At 66.5% G+C, this 17,860-nt stretch carries 21 protein-coding genes; 10 read left to right on the forward strand and 11 right to left on the reverse strand.

The window, feature by feature from the left end; all coding sequences use genetic code 11:
- A partial coding sequence (locus IEX43_RS12090) for an integrase core domain-containing protein (RefSeq protein WP_188811362.1) occupies positions 1–253 on the forward strand: 253 nt, incomplete at its 5' end.
- A gap of 48 nt (positions 254–301) precedes the next feature.
- On the opposite strand, the gene IEX43_RS12095 is transcribed toward IEX43_RS12090, so the two are convergent.
- Together IEX43_RS12095 and IEX43_RS12100 are read right to left on the reverse strand one after the other, a co-directional pair.
- Entirely contained in the window at positions 302–1,198 is an 897-nt protein-coding gene (locus tag IEX43_RS12095; RefSeq protein WP_188811363.1) for a hypothetical protein, read from the reverse strand.
- 34 nt (positions 1,199–1,232) lie between these two features.
- A complete protein-coding gene (locus tag IEX43_RS12100; RefSeq protein ID WP_188811364.1) occupies positions 1,233–2,039 on the reverse strand; it encodes an exodeoxyribonuclease III in 807 nt (268 codons plus the stop codon).
- 256 nt (positions 2,040–2,295) lie between these two features.
- Here IEX43_RS12100 and IEX43_RS12105 point away from each other — a divergent pair, with 256 nt between their 5' ends.
- From IEX43_RS12105 to IEX43_RS12120, 4 genes are read left to right on the forward strand one after another with little or no spacing between them, the layout of a single operon-like run.
- A complete protein-coding gene (locus IEX43_RS12105) occupies positions 2,296–3,795 on the forward strand; it encodes a CoA-acylating methylmalonate-semialdehyde dehydrogenase (RefSeq protein ID WP_188811365.1) in 1,500 nt (499 codons plus the stop codon).
- The gene (locus IEX43_RS12110; protein ID WP_188811366.1) at positions 3,795–4,910 is read left to right on the forward strand and encodes an enoyl-CoA hydratase/isomerase family protein; all 1,116 of its coding nucleotides are present in this window, start codon (positions 3,795–3,797) and stop codon (positions 4,908–4,910) included. The genes IEX43_RS12105 and IEX43_RS12110 overlap by 1 nt, the downstream gene beginning before the upstream one ends.
- Before the next feature lie 2 nt (positions 4,911–4,912).
- Complete coding sequence (mmsB, locus tag IEX43_RS12115) at positions 4,913–5,902, forward strand: 3-hydroxyisobutyrate dehydrogenase (RefSeq protein WP_188811367.1); 990 nt, start codon at positions 4,913–4,915, stop codon at positions 5,900–5,902.
- Positions 5,899–6,675 (forward strand): enoyl-CoA hydratase, encoded by a 777-nt coding sequence (locus tag IEX43_RS12120; RefSeq protein WP_188811368.1) that lies wholly within the window; start codon positions 5,899–5,901, stop codon positions 6,673–6,675. The genes mmsB and IEX43_RS12120 overlap by 4 nt, the downstream gene beginning before the upstream one ends.
- Here IEX43_RS12120 and IEX43_RS12125 read toward each other — a convergent pair.
- The gene (locus tag IEX43_RS12125; protein ID WP_188811370.1) at positions 6,662–7,639 is read right to left on the reverse strand and encodes an NAD(P)/FAD-dependent oxidoreductase; all 978 of its coding nucleotides are present in this window, start codon (positions 7,637–7,639) and stop codon (positions 6,662–6,664) included. The two genes, IEX43_RS12120 and IEX43_RS12125, sit on opposite strands and share 14 nt — an antisense overlap.
- Positions 7,640–7,705: 66 nt before the next feature.
- Here IEX43_RS12125 and IEX43_RS12130 point away from each other — a divergent pair, with 66 nt between their 5' ends.
- Both IEX43_RS12130 and IEX43_RS12135 read left to right on the forward strand, forming a co-directional pair.
- The gene (locus tag IEX43_RS12130; protein ID WP_229666439.1) at positions 7,706–8,305 is read left to right on the forward strand and encodes a helix-turn-helix domain-containing protein; all 600 of its coding nucleotides are present in this window, start codon (positions 7,706–7,708) and stop codon (positions 8,303–8,305) included.
- Between the two features lie 71 nt (positions 8,306–8,376).
- The gene (locus IEX43_RS12135; RefSeq protein ID WP_188811372.1) at positions 8,377–9,030 is read left to right on the forward strand and encodes a DedA family protein; all 654 of its coding nucleotides are present in this window, start codon (positions 8,377–8,379) and stop codon (positions 9,028–9,030) included.
- Between the two features lie 43 nt (positions 9,031–9,073).
- Here the strand turns inward: IEX43_RS12135 and IEX43_RS12140 are convergent, their stop codons facing one another.
- Positions 9,074–9,580 carry a MarR family winged helix-turn-helix transcriptional regulator gene (locus tag IEX43_RS12140; protein WP_104188143.1) on the reverse strand — a complete coding sequence of 169 codons (507 nt, stop codon included), beginning with the start codon at positions 9,578–9,580 and terminating at the stop codon, positions 9,074–9,076.
- A 148-nt stretch (positions 9,581–9,728) separates the two neighbouring features.
- Here IEX43_RS12140 and IEX43_RS12145 point away from each other — a divergent pair, with 148 nt between their 5' ends.
- Positions 9,729–10,862, forward strand: a complete 1,134-nt coding sequence (locus IEX43_RS12145) for an acyl-CoA dehydrogenase family protein (protein ID WP_377102775.1) — start codon at positions 9,729–9,731, stop codon at positions 10,860–10,862.
- Here the strand turns inward: IEX43_RS12145 and IEX43_RS12150 are convergent.
- The 6 genes from IEX43_RS12150 to IEX43_RS12175 all read right to left on the reverse strand — a co-directional run bounded on the left by IEX43_RS12150 (position 10,859) and on the right by IEX43_RS12175 (position 15,275).
- Positions 10,859–11,644: a MerR family transcriptional regulator gene (locus IEX43_RS12150; RefSeq protein ID WP_188811376.1), complete on the reverse strand. Its 786-nt coding sequence runs from the start codon at positions 11,642–11,644 to the stop codon at positions 10,859–10,861. The genes IEX43_RS12145 and IEX43_RS12150 overlap by 4 nt on opposite strands.
- A 33-nt stretch (positions 11,645–11,677) precedes the next feature.
- Positions 11,678–12,031, reverse strand: a complete 354-nt coding sequence (locus tag IEX43_RS12155) for a hypothetical protein (RefSeq protein WP_188811378.1) — start codon at positions 12,029–12,031, stop codon at positions 11,678–11,680.
- Positions 12,032–12,177: 146 nt separating this feature from the next.
- Positions 12,178–12,381, reverse strand: a complete 204-nt coding sequence (locus IEX43_RS12160) for a cold-shock protein (RefSeq protein ID WP_013599688.1) — start codon at positions 12,379–12,381, stop codon at positions 12,178–12,180.
- 270 nt (positions 12,382–12,651) lie between these two features.
- Positions 12,652–13,842 (reverse strand): acetyl-CoA acetyltransferase, encoded by a 1,191-nt coding sequence (locus IEX43_RS12165; protein ID WP_188811381.1) that lies wholly within the window; start codon positions 13,840–13,842, stop codon positions 12,652–12,654.
- A complete protein-coding gene (locus tag IEX43_RS12170; RefSeq protein ID WP_188811383.1) occupies positions 13,839–14,510 on the reverse strand; it encodes a CoA transferase subunit B in 672 nt (223 codons plus the stop codon). The genes IEX43_RS12165 and IEX43_RS12170 overlap by 4 nt, the downstream gene beginning before the upstream one ends.
- A 33-nt stretch (positions 14,511–14,543) precedes the next feature.
- Entirely contained in the window at positions 14,544–15,275 is a 732-nt protein-coding gene (locus tag IEX43_RS12175; protein WP_188811384.1) for a CoA transferase subunit A, read from the reverse strand.
- A 176-nt stretch (positions 15,276–15,451) separates the two neighbouring features.
- On the opposite strand from IEX43_RS12175, the gene IEX43_RS12180 reads away from it, so the two are divergent.
- Positions 15,452–16,249, forward strand: a complete 798-nt coding sequence (locus IEX43_RS12180) for an IclR family transcriptional regulator (protein WP_188811386.1) — start codon at positions 15,452–15,454, stop codon at positions 16,247–16,249.
- 4 nt (positions 16,250–16,253) lie between these two features.
- Here IEX43_RS12180 and nadE read toward each other — a convergent pair whose 3' ends face one another.
- The gene (gene nadE / locus IEX43_RS12185; protein ID WP_188811388.1) at positions 16,254–17,108 is read right to left on the reverse strand and encodes an ammonia-dependent NAD(+) synthetase; all 855 of its coding nucleotides are present in this window, start codon (positions 17,106–17,108) and stop codon (positions 16,254–16,256) included.
- A 74-nt stretch (positions 17,109–17,182) separates the two neighbouring features.
- Between nadE and pyrE the strand changes: the two genes are divergently transcribed.
- Entirely contained in the window at positions 17,183–17,767 is a 585-nt protein-coding gene (pyrE, locus tag IEX43_RS12190) for an orotate phosphoribosyltransferase (RefSeq protein WP_188811390.1), read from the forward strand.
- Positions 17,768–17,860: the final 93 nt, after the last annotated feature.

Here is a 17,860-nt window from a genome sequence, read left to right on the forward strand (position 1 = left end):
CACCTGCCAAGAACTGGGGATCACGGCAAAGAAGACCCGGCCATATCGCCCACAGACCAACGGCAAGATCGAACGCTTCCACAGAACCCTTGCCGACGGGTGGGCCTTCAAGCGCTTCTACGCCACGGAATCAGCCCGCAGAAACGCCCTCCCGGCATGGCTGCACCACTACAATCACCACAGGCCCCACACCGCAATCGGAGGCCACCCGCCCATCAGCCGCTTAACCAACCTGCCTGGGCAGTACACCTAGCGCCGCCCCGGTCAGGGGACGGCTGGGGTATGCGCCGCCAGGGCCAGCCTAGGAGGCGCGCGCCAGCTGCCGGATCGGGATCCAGCGGGAGGCCAGGCGGCGGTAGGCGGCAGCAGCACCGGTCATGTCGCCCTCCGCGAGGCACTCGATGCCCAGCCTGATGTCCATGGGGGATTCGTCCGGGTACACCTTGTCCGCGACAGCACCGTAATCGAGCTCCACCATGGAATCCACGTGGAACAGTTCAAGCCACTCGGTGAGCTGGGCAAGATCGTCCAGCATGTCCAGGTCCGGCGCCGCCAGGGCCAGGTTGGCCACCGCGTAGCGGGCACGCTCCAAAGCCTCGGTGATGGGCGCCCACACCCGCACTGTGACGATCCGCCCCCCGGCTTCCACAACGTCCTTGTGGTCCGACTCCATGAACAGCGAGAACCAGCTGAACGGGATTCCCCATGTGGATGCCCGGGTGTGCACGCGGGTGGAGCCGTCGCGGGCCTTCACCTGGTCGATCCGTTCCTGGTGCTTGTCCCGCTGTTCCTCGGGGATCAGCAGTTCCGCCAGCGGGCCGTGGATGCCCTCCATCAGGGCGTTGGCGGCCAGGCCCGCGCGCAGCACCAGCTGGCTGGGGCAGTACAGCAGCACAGGCTCAGCGCCGGCTCCGTCGGCAGATGGTTCGCTGTCGCTGCCGCCGGCAGGTGCCGGGGCGGCGGTGACGCGCACCAGGTCTGTGCGTCCGGTGGGGAAGGGGTCGCCTCCGGAGCGCGTGATGCGCCCCAGCGAAGCAAGCAGTTCGGCGTTTTCGACGGCGGCGCGGGAGGCAGCACGCGCCCCTGCCTCCTGGATCGCCTGCCGTTGCTCTTCGGGGAAGGCGTCCAGCGGTTCGTAGACGCGCAGGGTCGACGAGAACGGCAGGCCGGCCTGGCCCCGGTAGAGGTTTCCGGTCACGACGGCCTCCTTGCGTGGGTCCAGGTCACGGTCATCAGTCCGCCAGTTCCACCAGCACGGGTGCGTGGTCCGACGCTCCCTTGCCTTTACGCTCCTCGCGGTCAATCGAAGCGCCGGTGACGCGTGCTGCCAACGCCGGGGAGGCCAGCACGAAGTCGATCCGCATGCCTTCCTTCTTGGGGAAGCGCAGCTGGGTGTAGTCCCAGTAGGTGTACACGCCCGGTCCCGGCGTGTAGGGGCGCACCACATCGGTGAAGCCTGCCGACTCGAAGGCATGGAAGGCGGCGCGTTCCGGCGGGCTGACGTGCGTGTACCGGTTGTTGACGAAGAGGTCGATGTCCCACACGTCCTCGTCGAACGGCGCGATGTTCCAGTCACCCATCAGGGCCACCTGGGCATTCGGGTCCTGCGCGACGAGCTCCTGGGCGTGGGTCTTCAGGCTTTCCAGCCACTTGAGCTTGTAGGGCATGTGTTCGTCGTCCAGGGAACGGCCGTTGGGGACATAGAGGCTCCAGATGCGGACTCCGGCGCAGGTTGCAGCCATGGCGCGGGCCTCCTGGACCGGGTCCTTGCCTGCTTTGCCGAAGGAGGGCTGGTCAAGGAACGTACGCTCAACGTCCTCCAGCCCCACGCGGGAAGCGATGGCAACTCCGTTCCACTGGTTCACGCCGAAGTGGGCCACCTCGTAGCCCATCCGCTCAAAGAGCTCCCACGGGAAGTTGTCGTCCTTGCATTTCGTCTCCTGGATGGCCAGGACGTCGCAGTCGCTGCGCTGAAGCCAGGCTTCAACACGGTCGGCGCGGGCACGGAGCGAGTTCACATTCCAGGTAGCTATCTTCACAGTTCCTAACCTACCTTGAGCGCCGGAATTGCGGACCCGGAAGTGCCGCCGAAACGGGGCACAACGGCGCGGACACGCCCGTGCGTGCAGCTCTATTCGGCAGCATTAGGCACCCATCTGGCCCGGCACGGCGGTGCCTGCCATGTGGCTGGGACAGTGGAACAAGGACGGGCAACGTCCGGTGGAAGTTAGTAGGAAGTCCGAGTATATTCGCAACCAGAAATGACCTGGATCACATGCGAAGGAGCGTGCAGTCATGGTCCGTGAACTCTCCCACTACATCGGCGGCCATCACGCCGCAGGCCTGTCGGGCCGGTTTGGCGACGTCTTCGACCCCTGTACCGGCCAGGTCCAGGCCCGCGTGCCGCTTGCCGGCGGGGATGAGGTGCAGAACGCTGTGGCCGTCGCGGAGAAGGCGCAGGTGGAGTGGGCGGCCATGAACCCCCAGCGCCGGGGGAGGATTTTGCTGCGCTTCGTGGACCTGGTCAACCGGGACCTGGACGTGCTCGCCCGGCTGCTGTCCTCCGAACACGGGAAGACACTCGCCGATTCGAAAGGCGACATCCAGCGGGGCCTGGAGGTGGTGGAGTTCGCCGCCGGGGCGCCGCACCTGCTCAAGGGTGAGTTCTCCAGCGACGCCGGACCGGGGATAGACATCCACTCGCTGCGCCAGCCCCTGGGTGTGGTGGCGGGCATTACGCCGTTCAACTTTCCGGCCATGATCCCGTTGTGGAAGTCCGGCCCTGCCTTGGCCGCCGGCAACGCGTTCATCCTGAAACCCTCCGAACGGGACCCCTCGGTGCCGCTCCGGCTGGCCGAACTTTACACGGAAGCCGGCGTCCCGGACGGGGTGTTCAACGTGGTCAATGGGGACAAGGAAGCCGTGGACGCGCTGCTGGAGGATCCGCGCGTCAAGGCGGTGGGCTTTGTGGGTTCCACCCCGATTGCCCAATACATCTACGCCACGGCCGCCGCCCACGGAAAGCGGGCCCAGTGCTTCGGCGGGGCCAAGAACCACATGGTGATCATGCCCGACGCCGATCTGGACCAGGCAGCGGACGCCCTCATCGGCGCCGGCTACGGCTCCGCCGGGGAGCGCTGCATGGCCATCTCCGTTGCGGTACCGGTGGGGGAGGAAACAGCGGACCGGCTGGTGGCCAAACTCCAGGAGCGCGTCGCAGCCCTCAAGGTGGGCCACAGCCTTGACCAGGAGTCCGACTTCGGCCCGGTGGTGTCCGCGGATGCCAGGGAACGCATCGAGGGCTACATCCAGGCGGGGGCTGACGCCGGGGCCACCCTCCTGGCGGACGGCCGGGGACTCAATGTGCCGGGCCACGAGGACGGCTTCTGGGTAGGGCCCACCCTTTTCGACCACGTCACCACGGACATGGCGATCTACCGCAACGAGATTTTCGGCCCTGTCCTGTGCGTGGTCCGGGCGGCAGACTACGATGAAGCGCTCGAGCTGTGCACCAGGAACGAGTTCGGCAACGGCGTGGCCATCTTCACGCGCGACGGTGATGCCGCCCGCGATTTCGCCACCCGGGTGGACGTGGGCATGGTGGGCATCAACGTCCCCATCCCCGTCCCCATCGCCTACTACACGTTCGGCGGCTGGAAGGCCTCGGGATTCGGCGACTTGAACCAGCATGGCGCGGACGCTTTCCGCTTCTATACCAAGACCAAAACGGTGACCACGCGGTGGCCCTCGGGAATATGGCACGGAGCAAGCTTCGTGATGCCGGAAGGAAGTTGATGACGCACAGCGCACCACAGGGCACGGCTGATACAGGGGTTTCAGTGGACAGCAGGGAGGTGCTGTTTGAACGCCGCGGCCGGCTGGGCGTCATTACCCTCAACAGGCCCAGGGCGGTCAACGCTCTCACGGCCGGCATGGTGGGGCAGCTCCTGGAGCAGCTCACCGCCTGGGCGGACGACGACGGCGTTGCCACGGTCCTGGTGCAGGGCGCCGGAGACCGGGGCCTCTGCGCCGGCGGCGACATTGTGGCCATCTATCGGGACATGCTGGAAGGTGGGGAACGGACCGCGCATTTCTGGGCAACCGAGTACCGGGTCAACTCCCTGATCGCCCGCTATCCCAAACCCTACGTGGCAGTGATGGACGGGCTGGTGCTGGGCGGCGGCGTCGGAATTTCCGCCCACGGGTCCGTGCGGGTGGTCACCGAACGCACCCGGACAGGGATGCCGGAAACCACCATCGGCTTTGCACCCGATGTGGGAGGGACGTTCCTGCTGTCCCGCGCCCCGGGCGAAACGGGCACCCACGCAGGCCTGACCGGCGCACACCTGGACGGAGCGGATGCGCTGTACCTTGGCCTGGCCAGCCACTTCGTCCCGTCCGAAAAACTGCCCGCCCTCGTGGCCGCGCTGGAAAACGAAACGGCGGAAGCCGCCGTCGGGCGTTACAGCACGGAGGCCCCGCCCTCGGCGCTGCAGGGACAGCAGGACTGGATCGACGCCTGCTATTCCGCCGACGACGCCGAGGAAATCGTCCGGCGCCTGCGGGGACGCGAAGGAGAAGGAAGCGCAGAGGCCTTCCAGGCGGCGGAAGCCATCGAGGCGAAATCGCCCACGTCGGTGAAGGTCACGCTGGCCGCCCTGCGCCGCGTGAAAGGCCGCACCCTGGACGAGGCCCTGGCGCAGGAGTACCGGGTGGGCCTGCGGTTCCTGGAAGCGCCGGATTTCCGGGAGGGCATCCGGGCGCAGGTGGTGGACAAGGACCGGAACCCCCGCTGGAACCCGGCCACCCTGGCGGACGTGACGCCGGAACAGGTGGAGCGCTTTTTTGAGCCCCTGGGGAGCCGGGAACTGGACCTTCGGGGCGTGGAACCGCAGCAAAAAGGAGCCTGACCATGACTGATAAATACACTGTCGCCTTCCTGGGCCTCGGCCACATGGGCGGTCCGATGGCCGTGAACCTGGTCAAGGCGGGTTATGCGGTGGCCGGCTTCGACGTGGTGCCGGCGGCCCTGGACGCCGCCACAGCCAGCGGCGTCCCGGTCGCGGCGGGCGCTGTTGAAGCCGTCTCCGGGGCTGACGTGGTCCTCACCATGTTCCCCAGCGGCCGGCATGTCCTGGATGCCTATCGTGGCCGGGAGGGGCAGCCCGGACTGCTGGCGGCGGCGAAGCCCGGGACCATGTTCCTGGACTGCTCCACGATCAACGTGGACGAGGCCAGGGAAGCAGCATCCCTCGCCATTGATGCCGGCCACCGCTCCGTGGATGCCCCGGTCTCCGGCGGCGTAGTGGGGGCCGAAGCAGGCACACTCACCTTCATGGTGGGAGGGGACGCCGCGGACTTTGAGGCTGTGCGGCCGCTGCTGGACATAATGGGCAAACGCGTTGTCCACTGCGGTGCCCATGGCGCAGGCCAGGCTGCGAAGATCTGCAACAACCTGATCCTGGGCGTCTCCATGATCGCCGTCAGCGAGGCATTTGTCCTGGGGGAGAAGCTGGGCCTGAGCCACCAGGCGCTGTTCGATGTGGCCTCCGCGGCGTCCGGACAGTGCTGGGCGCTCACCACCAACTGCCCGGTGCCCGGCCCCGTTCCCACCAGCCCCGCCAACCGCGGCTACCAGCCAGGTTTCGCCGGCGCCCTGATGGCCAAGGACCTCTCATTGGCCGTCAATGCCCTCAACAGCACCGGGGTGGCTGCCCGGATGGGCCCGCTCGCCGCGGAAATCTACGGTACGTTTGCGGCAGGGGAGGGCGCGGGAAGGGACTTTTCCGGCATCATCACCGACATCCGCGATATGTCCGGCCGCCGGGCGGGCGGCGGACCAGAGAACTTAGCAGGCAGTGCGTCGCAGGGCGCAGCGCAGGACGACGGGAGCCCGGAGTGACCGAATACGCGAACATCCTTGTGGAGCAGCGGGGCCGGGTTGGCCTGGTGACATTGAACCGCCCGCAGGCACTGAATGCCCTTAACAAAGCCACCATGGAGGAACTGGTGGCCGCGGTGAAGGCCATGGACGCCGATCCCGGGGTGGGGGCGGTTGTTATTACCGGCTCCGGCAAGGCCTTCGCAGCCGGCGCCGACATCAAGGAGATGGCGGCGCAGGGCTACATGGACATGTACGCCGCCGACTGGTTCCGCGGCTGGGAGGACTTCACCCGGCTGCGCATCCCCACCATTGCGGCCGTCTCGGGATTCGCCCTTGGCGGGGGCTGTGAACTGGCCATGATGTGCGATCTGATCATCGCCGGCGACAACGCGAAGTTTGGGCAGCCGGAAATCAACCTGGGCGTCCTGCCCGGCATGGGCGGCTCACAGCGGCTGACCCGAGCCGTGGGCAAAGCCAAGGCCATGGACCTAATCCTTACGGGGCGGTTCATCGGGGCGGAGGAGGCCGACCGCTGCGGCCTGGTGTCCCGGGTGGTCCCCGCCGAGGACGTGGTGGACGAGGCCTTGAAGGCCGCAGAGGTGATCGCCTCCAAGTCCAGGCCGGTGGCCATGGTTGCCAAGGAAGCCGTGAACGCCGCCTTCGAGACCGGTCTGGCCCAGGGGGTCCTGTTCGAGCGCCGGCTGTTCCACTCCCTCTTCGCCACCGAGGACCAGAAGGAAGGCATGGCGGCGTTCACGGAGAAGCGCCAGCCGGAGTTCAGGCACCGGTAGGGGACAGCGACCTCCGGTAGGCGTCGATGTCCGCTGCCAGTTCCTCCGCCATGAGGTGGTTGTTAATGACGACGGCGGTCCAGGCGGCAGTGGCCGCAGAGGCCAGCACCTGCGCCTTCAGGTCCGTGACGTTGCCGGCGGCCCAGACGCCGGGGACGGGCGTGCCGCCGTCGGCATCCGTTTCAAGGTAGGTTCCCGCTCCTGACGGATGTTCGGACGGAGCCAGGCCAAGGCCGGCAAAGGCGTCCAGCCGGGCATGGACACGGGGCCCCACCACCAGCGCTTCCACGGCAACCTCCGGACCTCCGGCCAGGGCGACGCCCCGCAGCCGGTCACGTTCAACCCGGACAGCTTCGGCAACCCCGTCCACCACCCGGATGCCGCGCGCAGCCAGCTGTTCGTATTCGGCGTCGGACGGGGCAACCCTGTTGTTCAGGAAGAGCGTGATGTTGCTGCTCCACTGCCGGAAGAGCAGGGCCTGGTGCACTGACCACGGGCCGTTCCCCAGGATGCCGATGGCCTGGTCCCGCACTTCCCAGCCGTGGCAGAACGGGCAGTGCAGCACGTCCCTGCCCCAGCGCTCACGCAGCCCGTCGACGGCGGGCAGCTCGTCCGTGAGCCCGGTGGCAATCAGCAGGCGCCGGCCGCGCAGCTGCGTGCCGTCGTCGAGCGTTACATGGAAGCCCTGCGCCAGGCCGCCGCCGGCAGCCACGACCCTGCCGTGGACCACGGCAGCCCCGTAGCCCTCAGCCTCCGTTCGGGCGATGGCAAGGAGCTCACCGGGGCTGATCCCGTCGCGGGACAGGAATCCGTGGACACCGGCGGCAGGGGCGTTGCGCGGTTCCCCGCTGTCCACCACGGCTACGGACCGGCGGCTGCGGCCCAGCATCTGGGCCGCGCTCAGTCCGGCAGCGCCGCCGCCAACAACCAGGACGTCATGGAGTGTTTCGAAGTTTTCAGTCATGGCTCCCATGCTGCTGCGTTCCGTTCGGACTGGCAAAGTATTTTGCTGGAATGGCAATATGGTGCCATGGATATGGGAGCCGAAAGCGGCATGGACGGGGGAACGGACGCTGTGCTTGCGGCGGTTGGACCGCGGCTCAGGGCGCTCCGCCTGGCCCGGGACATCACCCTGTCAGCGTTGGCAGACGCCACGGGCATCTCGGTGAGCACGCTCTCCAGGCTGGAGTCCGGCCAGCGGCGCCCCAACCTCGAGCTGCTGCTGCCCCTGGCGAAGGCCTATCACGTCCCGCTTGATGAACTGGTGGGTGCACCCGCAACGGGGGATCCCCGGGTGCACCTGCGGCCCATCACGGCGCGGGGGATGACCATCATCCCGCTCACCCGGAAGCCGGGCGGCATCCAGGCCTACAAGCACATCCTTCCGGCTGGGCCGCTGGACCAGCCCAACCCGCAGGTGCACGAGGGCTACGAGTGGTTGTACGTCCTCAACGGAAAGCTCCGTATGGTGCTGGGCAGCCAGGACCTGGTCCTGGGGGCGGGGGAGGCCGCCGAGTTCGATACCCGCGTGCCGCACTGGTTCGGCCGGGCGGATGGAAAGCCGGTTGAATTCCTCAGCCTTTTCGGCACCCAGGGGGAGCGGATGCACGTGCGTTCCCGGCCGTCCTGACCTTGGTCCAGCTTTTTCCCAGCTGCCTAGGGTAGACAGGACGGGACGGCCGGAAGCAGATGGGGAGTTCTATGTGGGGAATGGCGGCAGGCGCTGGCGGCTCAACTGACAATTTGACCGGCCTGGTGGGCGTTGCTGCCCGGACCATAGAGCACATGGGCGAGTGGGGCGTGGGTGCTTTCACCCTCGCCGAAACGGTGGTTCCGCCCATCCCCAGCGAGGTGATCCTGCCGTTGGCCGGCTACCTCGCCAAACAGGGTTCCCTGCAGCTGATCCTCGTCTTTGTCACCAGCACCCTGGGGGCCTACCTTGGTGCGCTGTTCCTTTACTGGCTGGGCGCGAAGCTGGGCCTTCAACGTTCCATCCGCGGGCTGTCCAGGCTCCCCCTGGTGGACCAGGAGGACTTTGAGAAGGCGGCTGGATGGTTCCGCCGCCACGGCAGGTCCTCCATCTTCTTCGGCCGGCTGCTCCCCGGTGTCCGCAGCCTGATTTCCCTCCCGGCCGGAGCGTCAGGGATGCCCCTGGCCACCTTCAGCGTGTACACCCTGGCGGGCAGCGGACTGTGGAACGGGGCCCTGATCGGCCTGGGGTACCTGCTGGGCACCCAATACCAGTTGATCGAGCAGTATTCCAGGTTCCTGAACTACGCTGTCTACGCTGCGCTGGGCGTGACGGTAGCCCTGCTCGTGGTGCGGCGGCTCAAACGGGAAAAAGTCCGACGCTGACGGGCCCATCCAGAAAGCCGCGCTTCACGCCCCAGGCCACGCATCACTCCTCGAAGTCGCCGGCGTTCCGGCGGAAGGCGCCGAGGATGCGGATCAAGTGGTCCACGTCGCCGGGGTCGAACCCCGGGGCGCTGAACACCTCGGCGTTGAGCGCCGCCGTCGAACGCTTCGCCAAGGTGCGCCCCGCGGTGGTGAGCTCAATCAGCGTGGTCCTGCCGTCGGTGGGATGCGGGGACCGGTCCACCAGGCCCGCCCGCTCAAGCCGGTCCACCGCATTGGTGATGGACGTGGGGTGGACCTGGAGCAGTGCGCTCGCCTTATTCATGGGCAGTGAGCCCTTCCTGGTGAAACTCAGCAGTGCCAGGAGTTCATAGCGGGCAAACGTCAGCCCGAACGGTTTGAGCGTGGACTCGATCCTGGCCAGCAGGATCTGCTGCGTCCGCATGATGGCGGTGATGGCAGCCATGGGAGCCGCGACATCCGCCCAGCCATGTTCCTCCCAGTTCCGCCGCGCCTCGGCAATGGGATCGCGGGACAATGGGGTACCCATTGAACACCTTTCGTTCGGGTGACGCGCATCACTCTTTCATCAGCGATGTGAATATACTAGGACATCCAATGGTTGGGCGAAGCGGAGGTGGATGCCGGTGGGGCCGGAAGGAAGCGGCGAAGCGCTCCCCTTTCCCGACGCCGACCTCATGTACGTTGCGGACCTCCTGGCAGGGCCTGAGCGGGAGCGGTACCTTCGCGTCCGTGAATTCCTGCAGGACCGCGTGCGGGGGCAATCCATTCCGTACTGGAACCGTGAAGAGTTCCCTTTCCATCTCCTTGCCGAGATGGGCGGATATGGACTGGGTGCCCTCCAGGTGGACGGCAGCTCCATCCTCCTCAAGGGCCTGATGTACGTGGAGCTGGCCAGGGCGGACGTGTCCCTCTCCGCCCTCACGGGCATCCACAATGAGCTCATTGTGGGCACCATCAAGGAGTTGGGATCCGCGGAACAGAAGCTCCGCTGGCTGCCAGGCCTTGAAGCCTTCACCAGCCTTGGGGCGTTTGCGCTGACGGAACCGGACCATGGGTCCGACATCTCCGGCGGGCTCGCGACCTCAGCCAGGCTGGACGGCGCCGAATGGATCCTGAACGGCGCCAAGCGCTGGATCGGGGCCGGCACCATCGCCGACTTCGCCCTGGTCTGGGCACGCGACGTGGAGGACCACCAGGTCAAGGCCTTCCTGGTGGAGACGGACCGGCCCGGCTACACGGCTGCCAAAATCTGCAACAAGATCGGCCTGCGGATCATGCAGAATGCGGACATCACGCTGCAGGACGTTCGGATTCCGGCGGCCAACCTGCTGCCCGGGGCCACCTCCTTCGCCAAGGCCAACGACTTACTGCGGGATTCCCGGGCCTGGGTGGGCTGGCAGGCCGCCGGAATCCAGCTCGCCGCGTTCGATATAGCCCGCTCCTACTCACTGGCGCGCCGTCAGTTCGGCAAGGAGCTGGCACAGTTCCAGCTGGTCCAGCAGCAGCTTGCGGACATCCTGGGAAACGCCACGGCTTCCCTGGCGCTGATGGTACAGCTTGCACGGATCCAGGAGGAGGGGAAGCTGGAGATGGCGCAGGCAGCCCTGGCCAAAGCCACCACCACCAGGCTTGCCCGGGCCTCAGTGGCCATGGGGCGGTCCCTGCTGGGCGGCAACGGCATCAGTGCCGACTTCGAAATGGGCAAGCTGTTCGGCGATGCAGAAATCCTGTACACCTACGAAGGCAGCTACGAGATCAACTCCCTCATCGTGGGGCGGGCCGTGACCGGGAAGTCGGCGTTCGCCTAGAGACGCTTCTCTGCGTAAGCCAGCAGCGCGTCCCGCACGAAGCCTGCTCCTTGCTCGCCGCCATAATTGGCCGCGAACCGGGCATCGGCAACATACATCTCCGCCAGGCCCACAACATAGCCCTTGACGTCTCCGCCGTCCTCCGCGGCCGGGGTGCCCGGGATGGACGTCAGCCACGCAACGTGCCGCCGCGCCAGGTCCTGCGCCTCGGGACCGGCAGGGGAAAGCCCTGAGCCTGCAGCAGCTATCCAGTCGTTGCCCAGCTTCGCAGCGCGGGACTTCCACTCCCGCTGTTCCACCGCACCCATTCCACGCCACCAGGCGTCGCTTTTCGCGTAGGAGTCCTTGCCCCAGCGCTCTTCCACCTCGTCCTTGTACTGCGTGTGGTCGAACCCGTCGAACATCTTTTCCGCCACCATGTCTCCTCCGTCTTTCAGTGTTTCAATGGTTTGCCGGACGGATGCCATCTGCTTCGTGAGCCGTTCCTGCTCCCGCGCCAGCCACTCCAGGTGCCGGCCCAGGGCCTTGGCAGGATCCGTCTGCCGGCGGGAAACCTCGGCAATGGCCGGCAGGCCCAGGCCAAGCTCCCGGAGCAGGAGGATCCGTTGCAGCTGCAGGAGGGCGGCGCCGTCGTAATAGCGGTAACCGTTGCTGCCCACGCGGCTGGGCTTCAGCAGCCCAATCTCGTCGTAATGCCGCAGCGTGCGGCTGGTGGTGCCGGCGAGCCGTGCCACGTCCTGGATGGACCAGTCAGGCCCCGCCTTGGCATCCGTTGCTTCCATGGTCTGAGCGTAGGGGTTGACGTTGCGTCAAGGTCAAGCAGGTTTTTCCGGGAATCCGTGCCCGCGTGGACGGCGGTGTCCGGACCGGTTCCGGGCCTGCGCCACGAGGCGCCTGAAGGCGAAAATGAAGACTGCCTCGATGGCCAGCATCAGGCCCACGAGCAGCCACTGCCCCCGGGCGGCGAAGACAATGCATCCGGTCAGCGCCAGGACAGTTCCCAGCGCCAGCGTGTAAATGGCGAACCCGACCGCGACGCGCGCGCTGCGGACACCGGTGCGGAACCCGAAGCCCAGGGGTTCACCGCCGGGGTGCCCGGGAACGCGGTCGGGCGCGGCCGGGCCCAGTTGGTCGAACTCTTCCCAAGGGTCCTGGTCCTGTCCCGTCACCCTCCGATTGTCCCAAATTTCGGAACCCGAAGGGTTAATGGCCAGGGGCGGCGGGCAACAAAACAGCGGCCCCTCCAGCAAAATGCTGGAGAAGCCGCTGCAGGATACGGGGTTCCGCCGGCGCGGGGCCGGCGGTCACCTAAGCCTTAGAGCGGGCGGATGTTTTCCGCCTGCGGGCCTTTGGGGCCCTGGGTCACATCGAATTCAACCTTCTGGTTCTCATCGAGGGAGCGGTATCCGCTGCTGGCGATTGCGGAGTAGTGGGCGAAAACGTCAGCGGACCCGTCATCGGGGGCAATGAAGCCAAAACCCTTTTCGGCGTTGAACCATTTAACTGTGCCTGTTGCCATGGCTGCATTCCTTCGTGTGACTCTGATTCTCTCCCCGTGCCATCGGCCCGGAGTGCGAGGAGAACGTCCCCCGCAGTCCCCAACGTACGGGGCGCAGGCCGTGCGTGCAAGGGTTAGGCAACATTTGGCGAGGTCAGCGCATCCCTTCGCGGCGTATTGCGGTTGCTTTTGCCGCCGACGTGGTGTCCACGAACCCCCTAGGAGTTTTTGTCCAGATATGCAGGGTTGCGGGCCGCCGAAGTCTGCATATCTGGACAAAAACTCTTCGGGTTAGAGGGCCTCCAGGATGCTCACGTAGTTGGCGATGCCCACCCCGCCCATGTTCTGGACGGCTGCGCGGCGGGGGTTGGCAAGCTGCATGCCGCCAGCGGTTCCGGTGAGCTGCATCGCGGAGATGACGTGCTGTGACACCCCTGTGGCGCCCACGGGGTGGCCCTTGGCCTTCAGCCCGCCGGAGACGTTCACGGGCAGCTTGCCGTCCTTGAAGACCCACCCTTCTTCGATGGCCCGGGCGCCCCTGCCCGGCTCGGTCAGGCCCATGGCCTCGTACATGAGCAGTTCCGCGATGGTGAAGCAGTCATGGACTTCGGCGAAGTCCAGGTCATCGAGTCCGACGCCGGCCATCGCCAAGGCGCGCTGCCAGGACACGCGGGTGGCTTCGAACGCCGTGGGGTCCCTGCGGGCGGCGGGGAAGAAGTCGTTTGCCTGGCCGAAGCCGGCGAGGCGGACCGGCGCAGTGGCGCCTCCGGTAGGGGCCACGGACAGCACGACGGCGGCGGCGCCGTCTGAGACGGGGGAACAGTCCGTGCGGCGCAGCGGATCAGCCACCATGGGGTTCTTGTCCGACACGGTGCGGCAGAACTCCTCGCCGAGGTCCTTGCGGAGCTGGGCGTAGGGGTTGTCCACGCCGTTGCGGTGGTTCTTCGCGGCGATGGAGCCCAGGACGTCACCCAGGTTCCCGTCGCCGTACCGCTTCCCGTAGTGCTTGGCCACCTCGGCGAAGAGCCCGGTGAAACCGGTGGTGGATGCTTTGCCGGCCATGTCGTAGTCCGCACCCAGCAGCCCGGCCCCCACAACCTCGGCCCCGGCGTGCGTCATCTTCTCCGCCCCGATCACGAGTACTGTCTTCGCCGTGCCCGCGAGCAGGGATTTCGTGCCCTGCTGGAACGCGGCGGAGCCTGAGGCGCAGGCGTTCTCCACCCGTGTGGCTGGAACGTTGGCCAGGTCCGGCGAGACCTGCAGTGCGAGAGAGGACGGGAACGCCAGCGGCATCATGCCTGAGTTGAACTGGCCCAGGTAGATCTCGTCGATCTGGCCCGGCTCGATCCCGGCATTCGCAATCGCCTCGGTGGCAACCTGGACGATCAGTGACTCCAGGGTATCGTCCGCCAGCTTACCGAACCGGCTGTGCCCCCAACCGGTCAGCAGGACATCCTTGCCGAACTGTTCCCGCAGGCTCATGCCGCCACTTCCTCGTTGTCCAGTTCCACGACAAACTCTGTTCCGGTCTTCTCCCGGATCTCCTCAACCGTGACCCCAGGCGCCAGGCGGGTGAGCGTCAGCTGCCGCCTGCCGTCGTCGTCCTTGACCAGGTCAAACACCGCGAGGTCGCTGATGATCCGGTCCACGCAGCCCAGCCCGGTGAGCGGCAGGGTGCACTCCGTCACGATCTTGGCAGTGCCGTCCTTGGCATTGTGCTCGGTGAGGACCACCACGCGCGGGGTTCCGGCCACGAGGTCCATGGCCCCGCCCATGCCTTTGACCATCTTGCCGGGGATGGTCCAGTTGGCGAGGTCGCCGCTGCCGGAGACCTGCATGGCGCCGAGGATGGCAACTTTGACGTGTCCGCCCCGGATCATGCCGAACGAGGTGGCGGAGTCGAAGATGCTGCCGCCCGGGAGCACGGTGACCGTCTGCTTGCCGGCGTTGATCAGGTCCGCGTCCTCCTCACCCTCGTAGGGGAAGGGGCCCATGCCCAGCAGGCCGTTCTCGCTTTGCAGGACCACGCGGACGCCGTCCGGCAGGTTGTTGGCCACCAGCGTTGGGATGCCGATGCCCAGGTTCACGTAGTCGCCGTCGTTCAATTCTTCGGCCGCAATCGCAGCCATTTCATCCCTGGTCCAGGCCATGGGGTTCTCCTTTTCGGTAGGTAGGGAAGGGGATCAGGCCGGCACGGCTTCGGACGCTGCACGGCGAGAAGCCGGACGCACCGTGCGCTGCTCGATGTCCTTGACCCGGTCCCGGGCCTGCACGAGTCGCTGCACGTACACGCCGGGGGTGACGATGTGATTGGGATCCAGGTGGCCCGGTTCCACAATCACTTCGGCTTCGGCGATGGTCAGGAGGCCGGCGGTGGCAACGATGGGATTAAAGTTCCGGGCCGTGTAGCGGTAGATAAGGTTTCCGTCCGTGTCTGCAGTGTGCGCATGGACAAGCGCGACGTCGGCGCGGATGGCGCGCTCGCGGACGTACGTTTCGCCGTCGAACACCTCGTGCGGCTTGCCTTCGGCAACGAGGGTGCCCACTCCGGTCCTGGTGTAGAAGGCGGGGATGCCTGCTCCGCCGGCGCGGAGCCGTTCTGCCAGGGTGCCCTGCGGGGTGAACTCCACCTCCAGCTGGCCGGCCAGGTACTGCTCGGCAAACAGCTTGTTCTCGCCGACATAGCTGGCGATGACCTTACGGACCTGCCCCGCATCGATCAGGATGCCCAGGCCTTTGCCGTCCACCCCCATGTTGTTCGAGACCACCGTCAAGTCCTTCACTCCGGAGTCCCGGACGGCCTCTATCAGATCCGCGGGGATCCCGCTGAGGCCGAACCCGCCCACAGCGAGTGTCATGCCGTCCCGCAGGACGTCCTCCAGGGCAGCGGCGGCAGTGGACTGAAGCTTTGTCATGACTCTCCTCATCGAGCATCCGGCACTTATCCACTTTGTGGACAAGGTTCCTGAAAGTGGACACTACGAGGGTTCCCTAAGGCTGTCAAGGAGCGGATTTGTCGTCGAAAAGCGCGAAATTCACAGTATGGACGGTACGATGTTGACTATCCATAATGTGGACGTAAAGGGAGAATATGAACACGTCGCCGGTACAGGGAGCCCAAGTGGTGAGCCGGATTGCAGGGTTGTTACGGCTCGTGGGCAGGAGCGCGGAGGGCATGGCGCTCACCGGTCTGGTCAAGGAATCCGGCCTCACCCGGCCCACCGTCCACCGCCTCCTCTCCTCACTCGCGTCGGAGGGGCTGCTGGACCACGACGCCGTTTCCGGCAACTGGGTGCTGGGTCCGGAGATCCTCCTGATGGGGTCGGTGGCAGCAGCGCGGTTTCCCCTCGAGGACATCGCCCGGCCCAGCCTCCGCCGGCTGGCCGAAGCCACCGGCGAGAGCGCCTTCTTTTCCATCCGCCGTGGCTCCGAAACAGTGTGCCTGCTGCGGGAGGAGGGCAGCTTCCCGGTACGGTCCTTTGTCCTGCACGAGGGCGTGCGCTTCCCGCTGGGCGTTGCCTCGGCCGGCACCGCGATCATGGCCTTCATGCCGGAAGCCGAGCAGGAAGAGCTGCTCGCTCACTGGGCCGAGCACGCGGGTGCTTTCGCTGCGTCACACACCGGGGACCGGGTCCGGGCCAACCTCGCCCAGACCCGGCTGGCGGGATACTCGGTGAATCCGGGCCTTGTCCTGGAAGGGAGCTGGGGAATGGGCGCCGCGGTGTTCGATGCCTCCGGCAGGCCCGCCTGGGCGCTCTCCCTTACCGGCATCGAGCCGCGCTTCAAGCCCGAGCGGCAGGAGGAACTGGGCAGCCTCCTGATGGCCGAGGCGCACCGCATCACCCAGCAGCTGGGCGGAGCGGGGGACAAGGGGCGCTCGCCCCGCTGAAACCCTACAGTCCGGCGCGGGGCTCCTCGGGGCCCTGGTGCTTCCACCAGGTATCAAAGATGGTGACCGGGACGGTGCGCTTGTGCCGCGTGCGCAGGTATTTCTCCTCGATGGACGCAGCCGCGGATTCAGGCACCTCACGGCCTTCGAGGTAGTCGTCGATCTGGTCGTAGCTCAGGCCGAGCTCGTCCTCGTCGGTGCGGCCCGGCCTGTCGTCCAGCAGGTCCGCCGTGGGCACTTTTTCCCAGACGCGGGCGGGGGCGCCGAGCTCGGCCAGCAGGGCCCGGTTCTGCCGCTTGTTCAGGCCGAACAGCGGAAGGATGTCCGCGCCGCCGTCGCCGTACTTGGTGAAGAAGCCTGTCACGGACTCTGCGCCGTGGTCCGTGCCGATGACCAGGTAGTTGTGTTCTCCCGCGAGCGCATACTGGGCGATCATTCGGGTGCGTGCCTTGGTGTTGCCCTTGTGGAAGTCGGAAATTTCCGAGCCCACGGTCTTCTCGAATTCATCCTCGAACCCGTCCACGGCAGCCGAGATGTTGAACGTCCACTGGGTCTTGGGCTGGATGAAGTCCAGGGCAGCCTGGGCATCCTCCTCGTCGTGCTGGACGCCATAGGGCAGCCGTACCGCCACGAAGTTTGCGTCCACCCCTTCGGCTTCGAGTTCTTCCACCGCCAGCTGGGCCAGCTTCCCGGCCAGGGATGAGTCAAGCCCGCCGGAAATGCCCAGGACGAAGCCCTTGGTCTGGGTGGCCTTGAGGTAGTCCTTCAGGAATGTGACGCGATTGCGCACCTCCCCGGCGGGGTCGATCCGGGGCTGGACGCCCATTTCCTCAATGATCTTTGCCTGGAGTTCGCGCATATGGTCCAGACTAGCCAGCCGCGGCGACAGGCCTCAAGCATCCACACCGGCCTGCCCGCACTAAACTGGAGACCATGACTTCCCCCAGTGACACTGCAGTGGATACTGCAGCCGCCCGTGCCCGACTGCTGGAACTGATCAAGGAACTCGCCGTGGTCCGCGGCAAGGTAACCCTGTCCAGCGGAGCCGAGGCTGACTACTACATCGACCTCCGCCGGATCACGCTGCACCACGAGGCCTCCAAGCTGGTGGGCCAGGTGATGCTTGCCCTGGCGGACGACGCCGGCATCGACTTTGAGTGCGCAGGCGGGCTCACCATGGGCGCGGACCCGGTAGGTACGGCAGTGATGCACGCCGCCGTGGACGCCGGGCGGACTGTCGACGCGTTTGTGGTCCGCAAGGCGCAGAAGTCCTACGGCATGGGCCGCCAGGTGGAGGGCCCCTCCGTGGAAGGCCGCAACGTCCTGGTGCTGGAGGATACGTCCACCACAGGCGGCTCCGCGCTGACGGCTGTGGAAGGCGTCCGGAAGGCCGGAGGCAACGTGGTGGCAGTGGCCGTCATCGTAGACCGCGACACCGGAGCCAAGGAAAAGATCGAGGCCGAAGCCGGTGTGCCCTACCTGTTCGCGTTCGGCAAGGACGAGCTCGGCCTGTCCTGAGCATTCGTCACAACGGTGTTTAGGTCCATCGGGCCGGCTGCGGCGGCCGCCGGCCCGTTGGACCGCAACGCGGGGCTGTTCTATCATTTGCGA

Origin of the sequence: Pseudarthrobacter polychromogenes (assembly GCF_014644495.1) — a bacterium.
In the GTDB taxonomy this organism is placed as follows: Bacteria; Actinomycetota; Actinomycetes; order Actinomycetales; family Micrococcaceae; genus Arthrobacter; species Arthrobacter polychromogenes.

Bases quoted from the DNA above. Each gene is read 5' to 3' on its own strand.
- IEX43_RS12105 (WP_188811365.1), top strand. From the start codon at position 2,296: ATGGTCCGTGAACTCTCCCACTACATCGGCGGCCATCACGCCGCAGGC.
- IEX43_RS12110 (WP_188811366.1), top strand. From the start codon at position 3,795: ATGACGCACAGCGCACCACAGGGCACGGCTGATACAGGGGTTTCAGTG.
- mmsB (WP_188811367.1), top strand. From the start codon at position 4,913: ATGACTGATAAATACACTGTCGCCTTCCTGGGCCTCGGCCACATGGGC.
- IEX43_RS12125 (WP_188811370.1), bottom strand. From the start codon at position 7,639: ATGACTGAAAACTTCGAAACACTCCATGACGTCCTGGTTGTTGGCGGC.
- IEX43_RS12130 (WP_229666439.1), top strand. From the start codon at position 7,706: ATGGATATGGGAGCCGAAAGCGGCATGGACGGGGGAACGGACGCTGTG.
- IEX43_RS12135 (WP_188811372.1), top strand. From the start codon at position 8,377: ATGTGGGGAATGGCGGCAGGCGCTGGCGGCTCAACTGACAATTTGACC.
- IEX43_RS12140 (WP_104188143.1), bottom strand. From the start codon at position 9,580: ATGGGTACCCCATTGTCCCGCGATCCCATTGCCGAGGCGCGGCGGAAC.
- IEX43_RS12145 (WP_377102775.1), top strand. From the start codon at position 9,729: ATGTACGTTGCGGACCTCCTGGCAGGGCCTGAGCGGGAGCGGTACCTT.
- IEX43_RS12150 (WP_188811376.1), bottom strand. From the start codon at position 11,644: ATGGAAGCAACGGATGCCAAGGCGGGGCCTGACTGGTCCATCCAGGAC.
- IEX43_RS12160 (WP_013599688.1), bottom strand. From the start codon at position 12,381: ATGGCAACAGGCACAGTTAAATGGTTCAACGCCGAAAAGGGTTTTGGC.
- IEX43_RS12165 (WP_188811381.1), bottom strand. From the start codon at position 13,842: ATGAGCCTGCGGGAACAGTTCGGCAAGGATGTCCTGCTGACCGGTTGG.
- IEX43_RS12170 (WP_188811383.1), bottom strand. From the start codon at position 14,510: ATGGCCTGGACCAGGGATGAAATGGCTGCGATTGCGGCCGAAGAATTG.
- IEX43_RS12175 (WP_188811384.1), bottom strand. From the start codon at position 15,275: ATGACAAAGCTTCAGTCCACTGCCGCCGCTGCCCTGGAGGACGTCCTG.
- IEX43_RS12180 (WP_188811386.1), top strand. From the start codon at position 15,452: ATGAACACGTCGCCGGTACAGGGAGCCCAAGTGGTGAGCCGGATTGCA.
- nadE (WP_188811388.1), bottom strand. From the start codon at position 17,108: ATGCGCGAACTCCAGGCAAAGATCATTGAGGAAATGGGCGTCCAGCCC.
- pyrE (WP_188811390.1), top strand. From the start codon at position 17,183: ATGACTTCCCCCAGTGACACTGCAGTGGATACTGCAGCCGCCCGTGCC.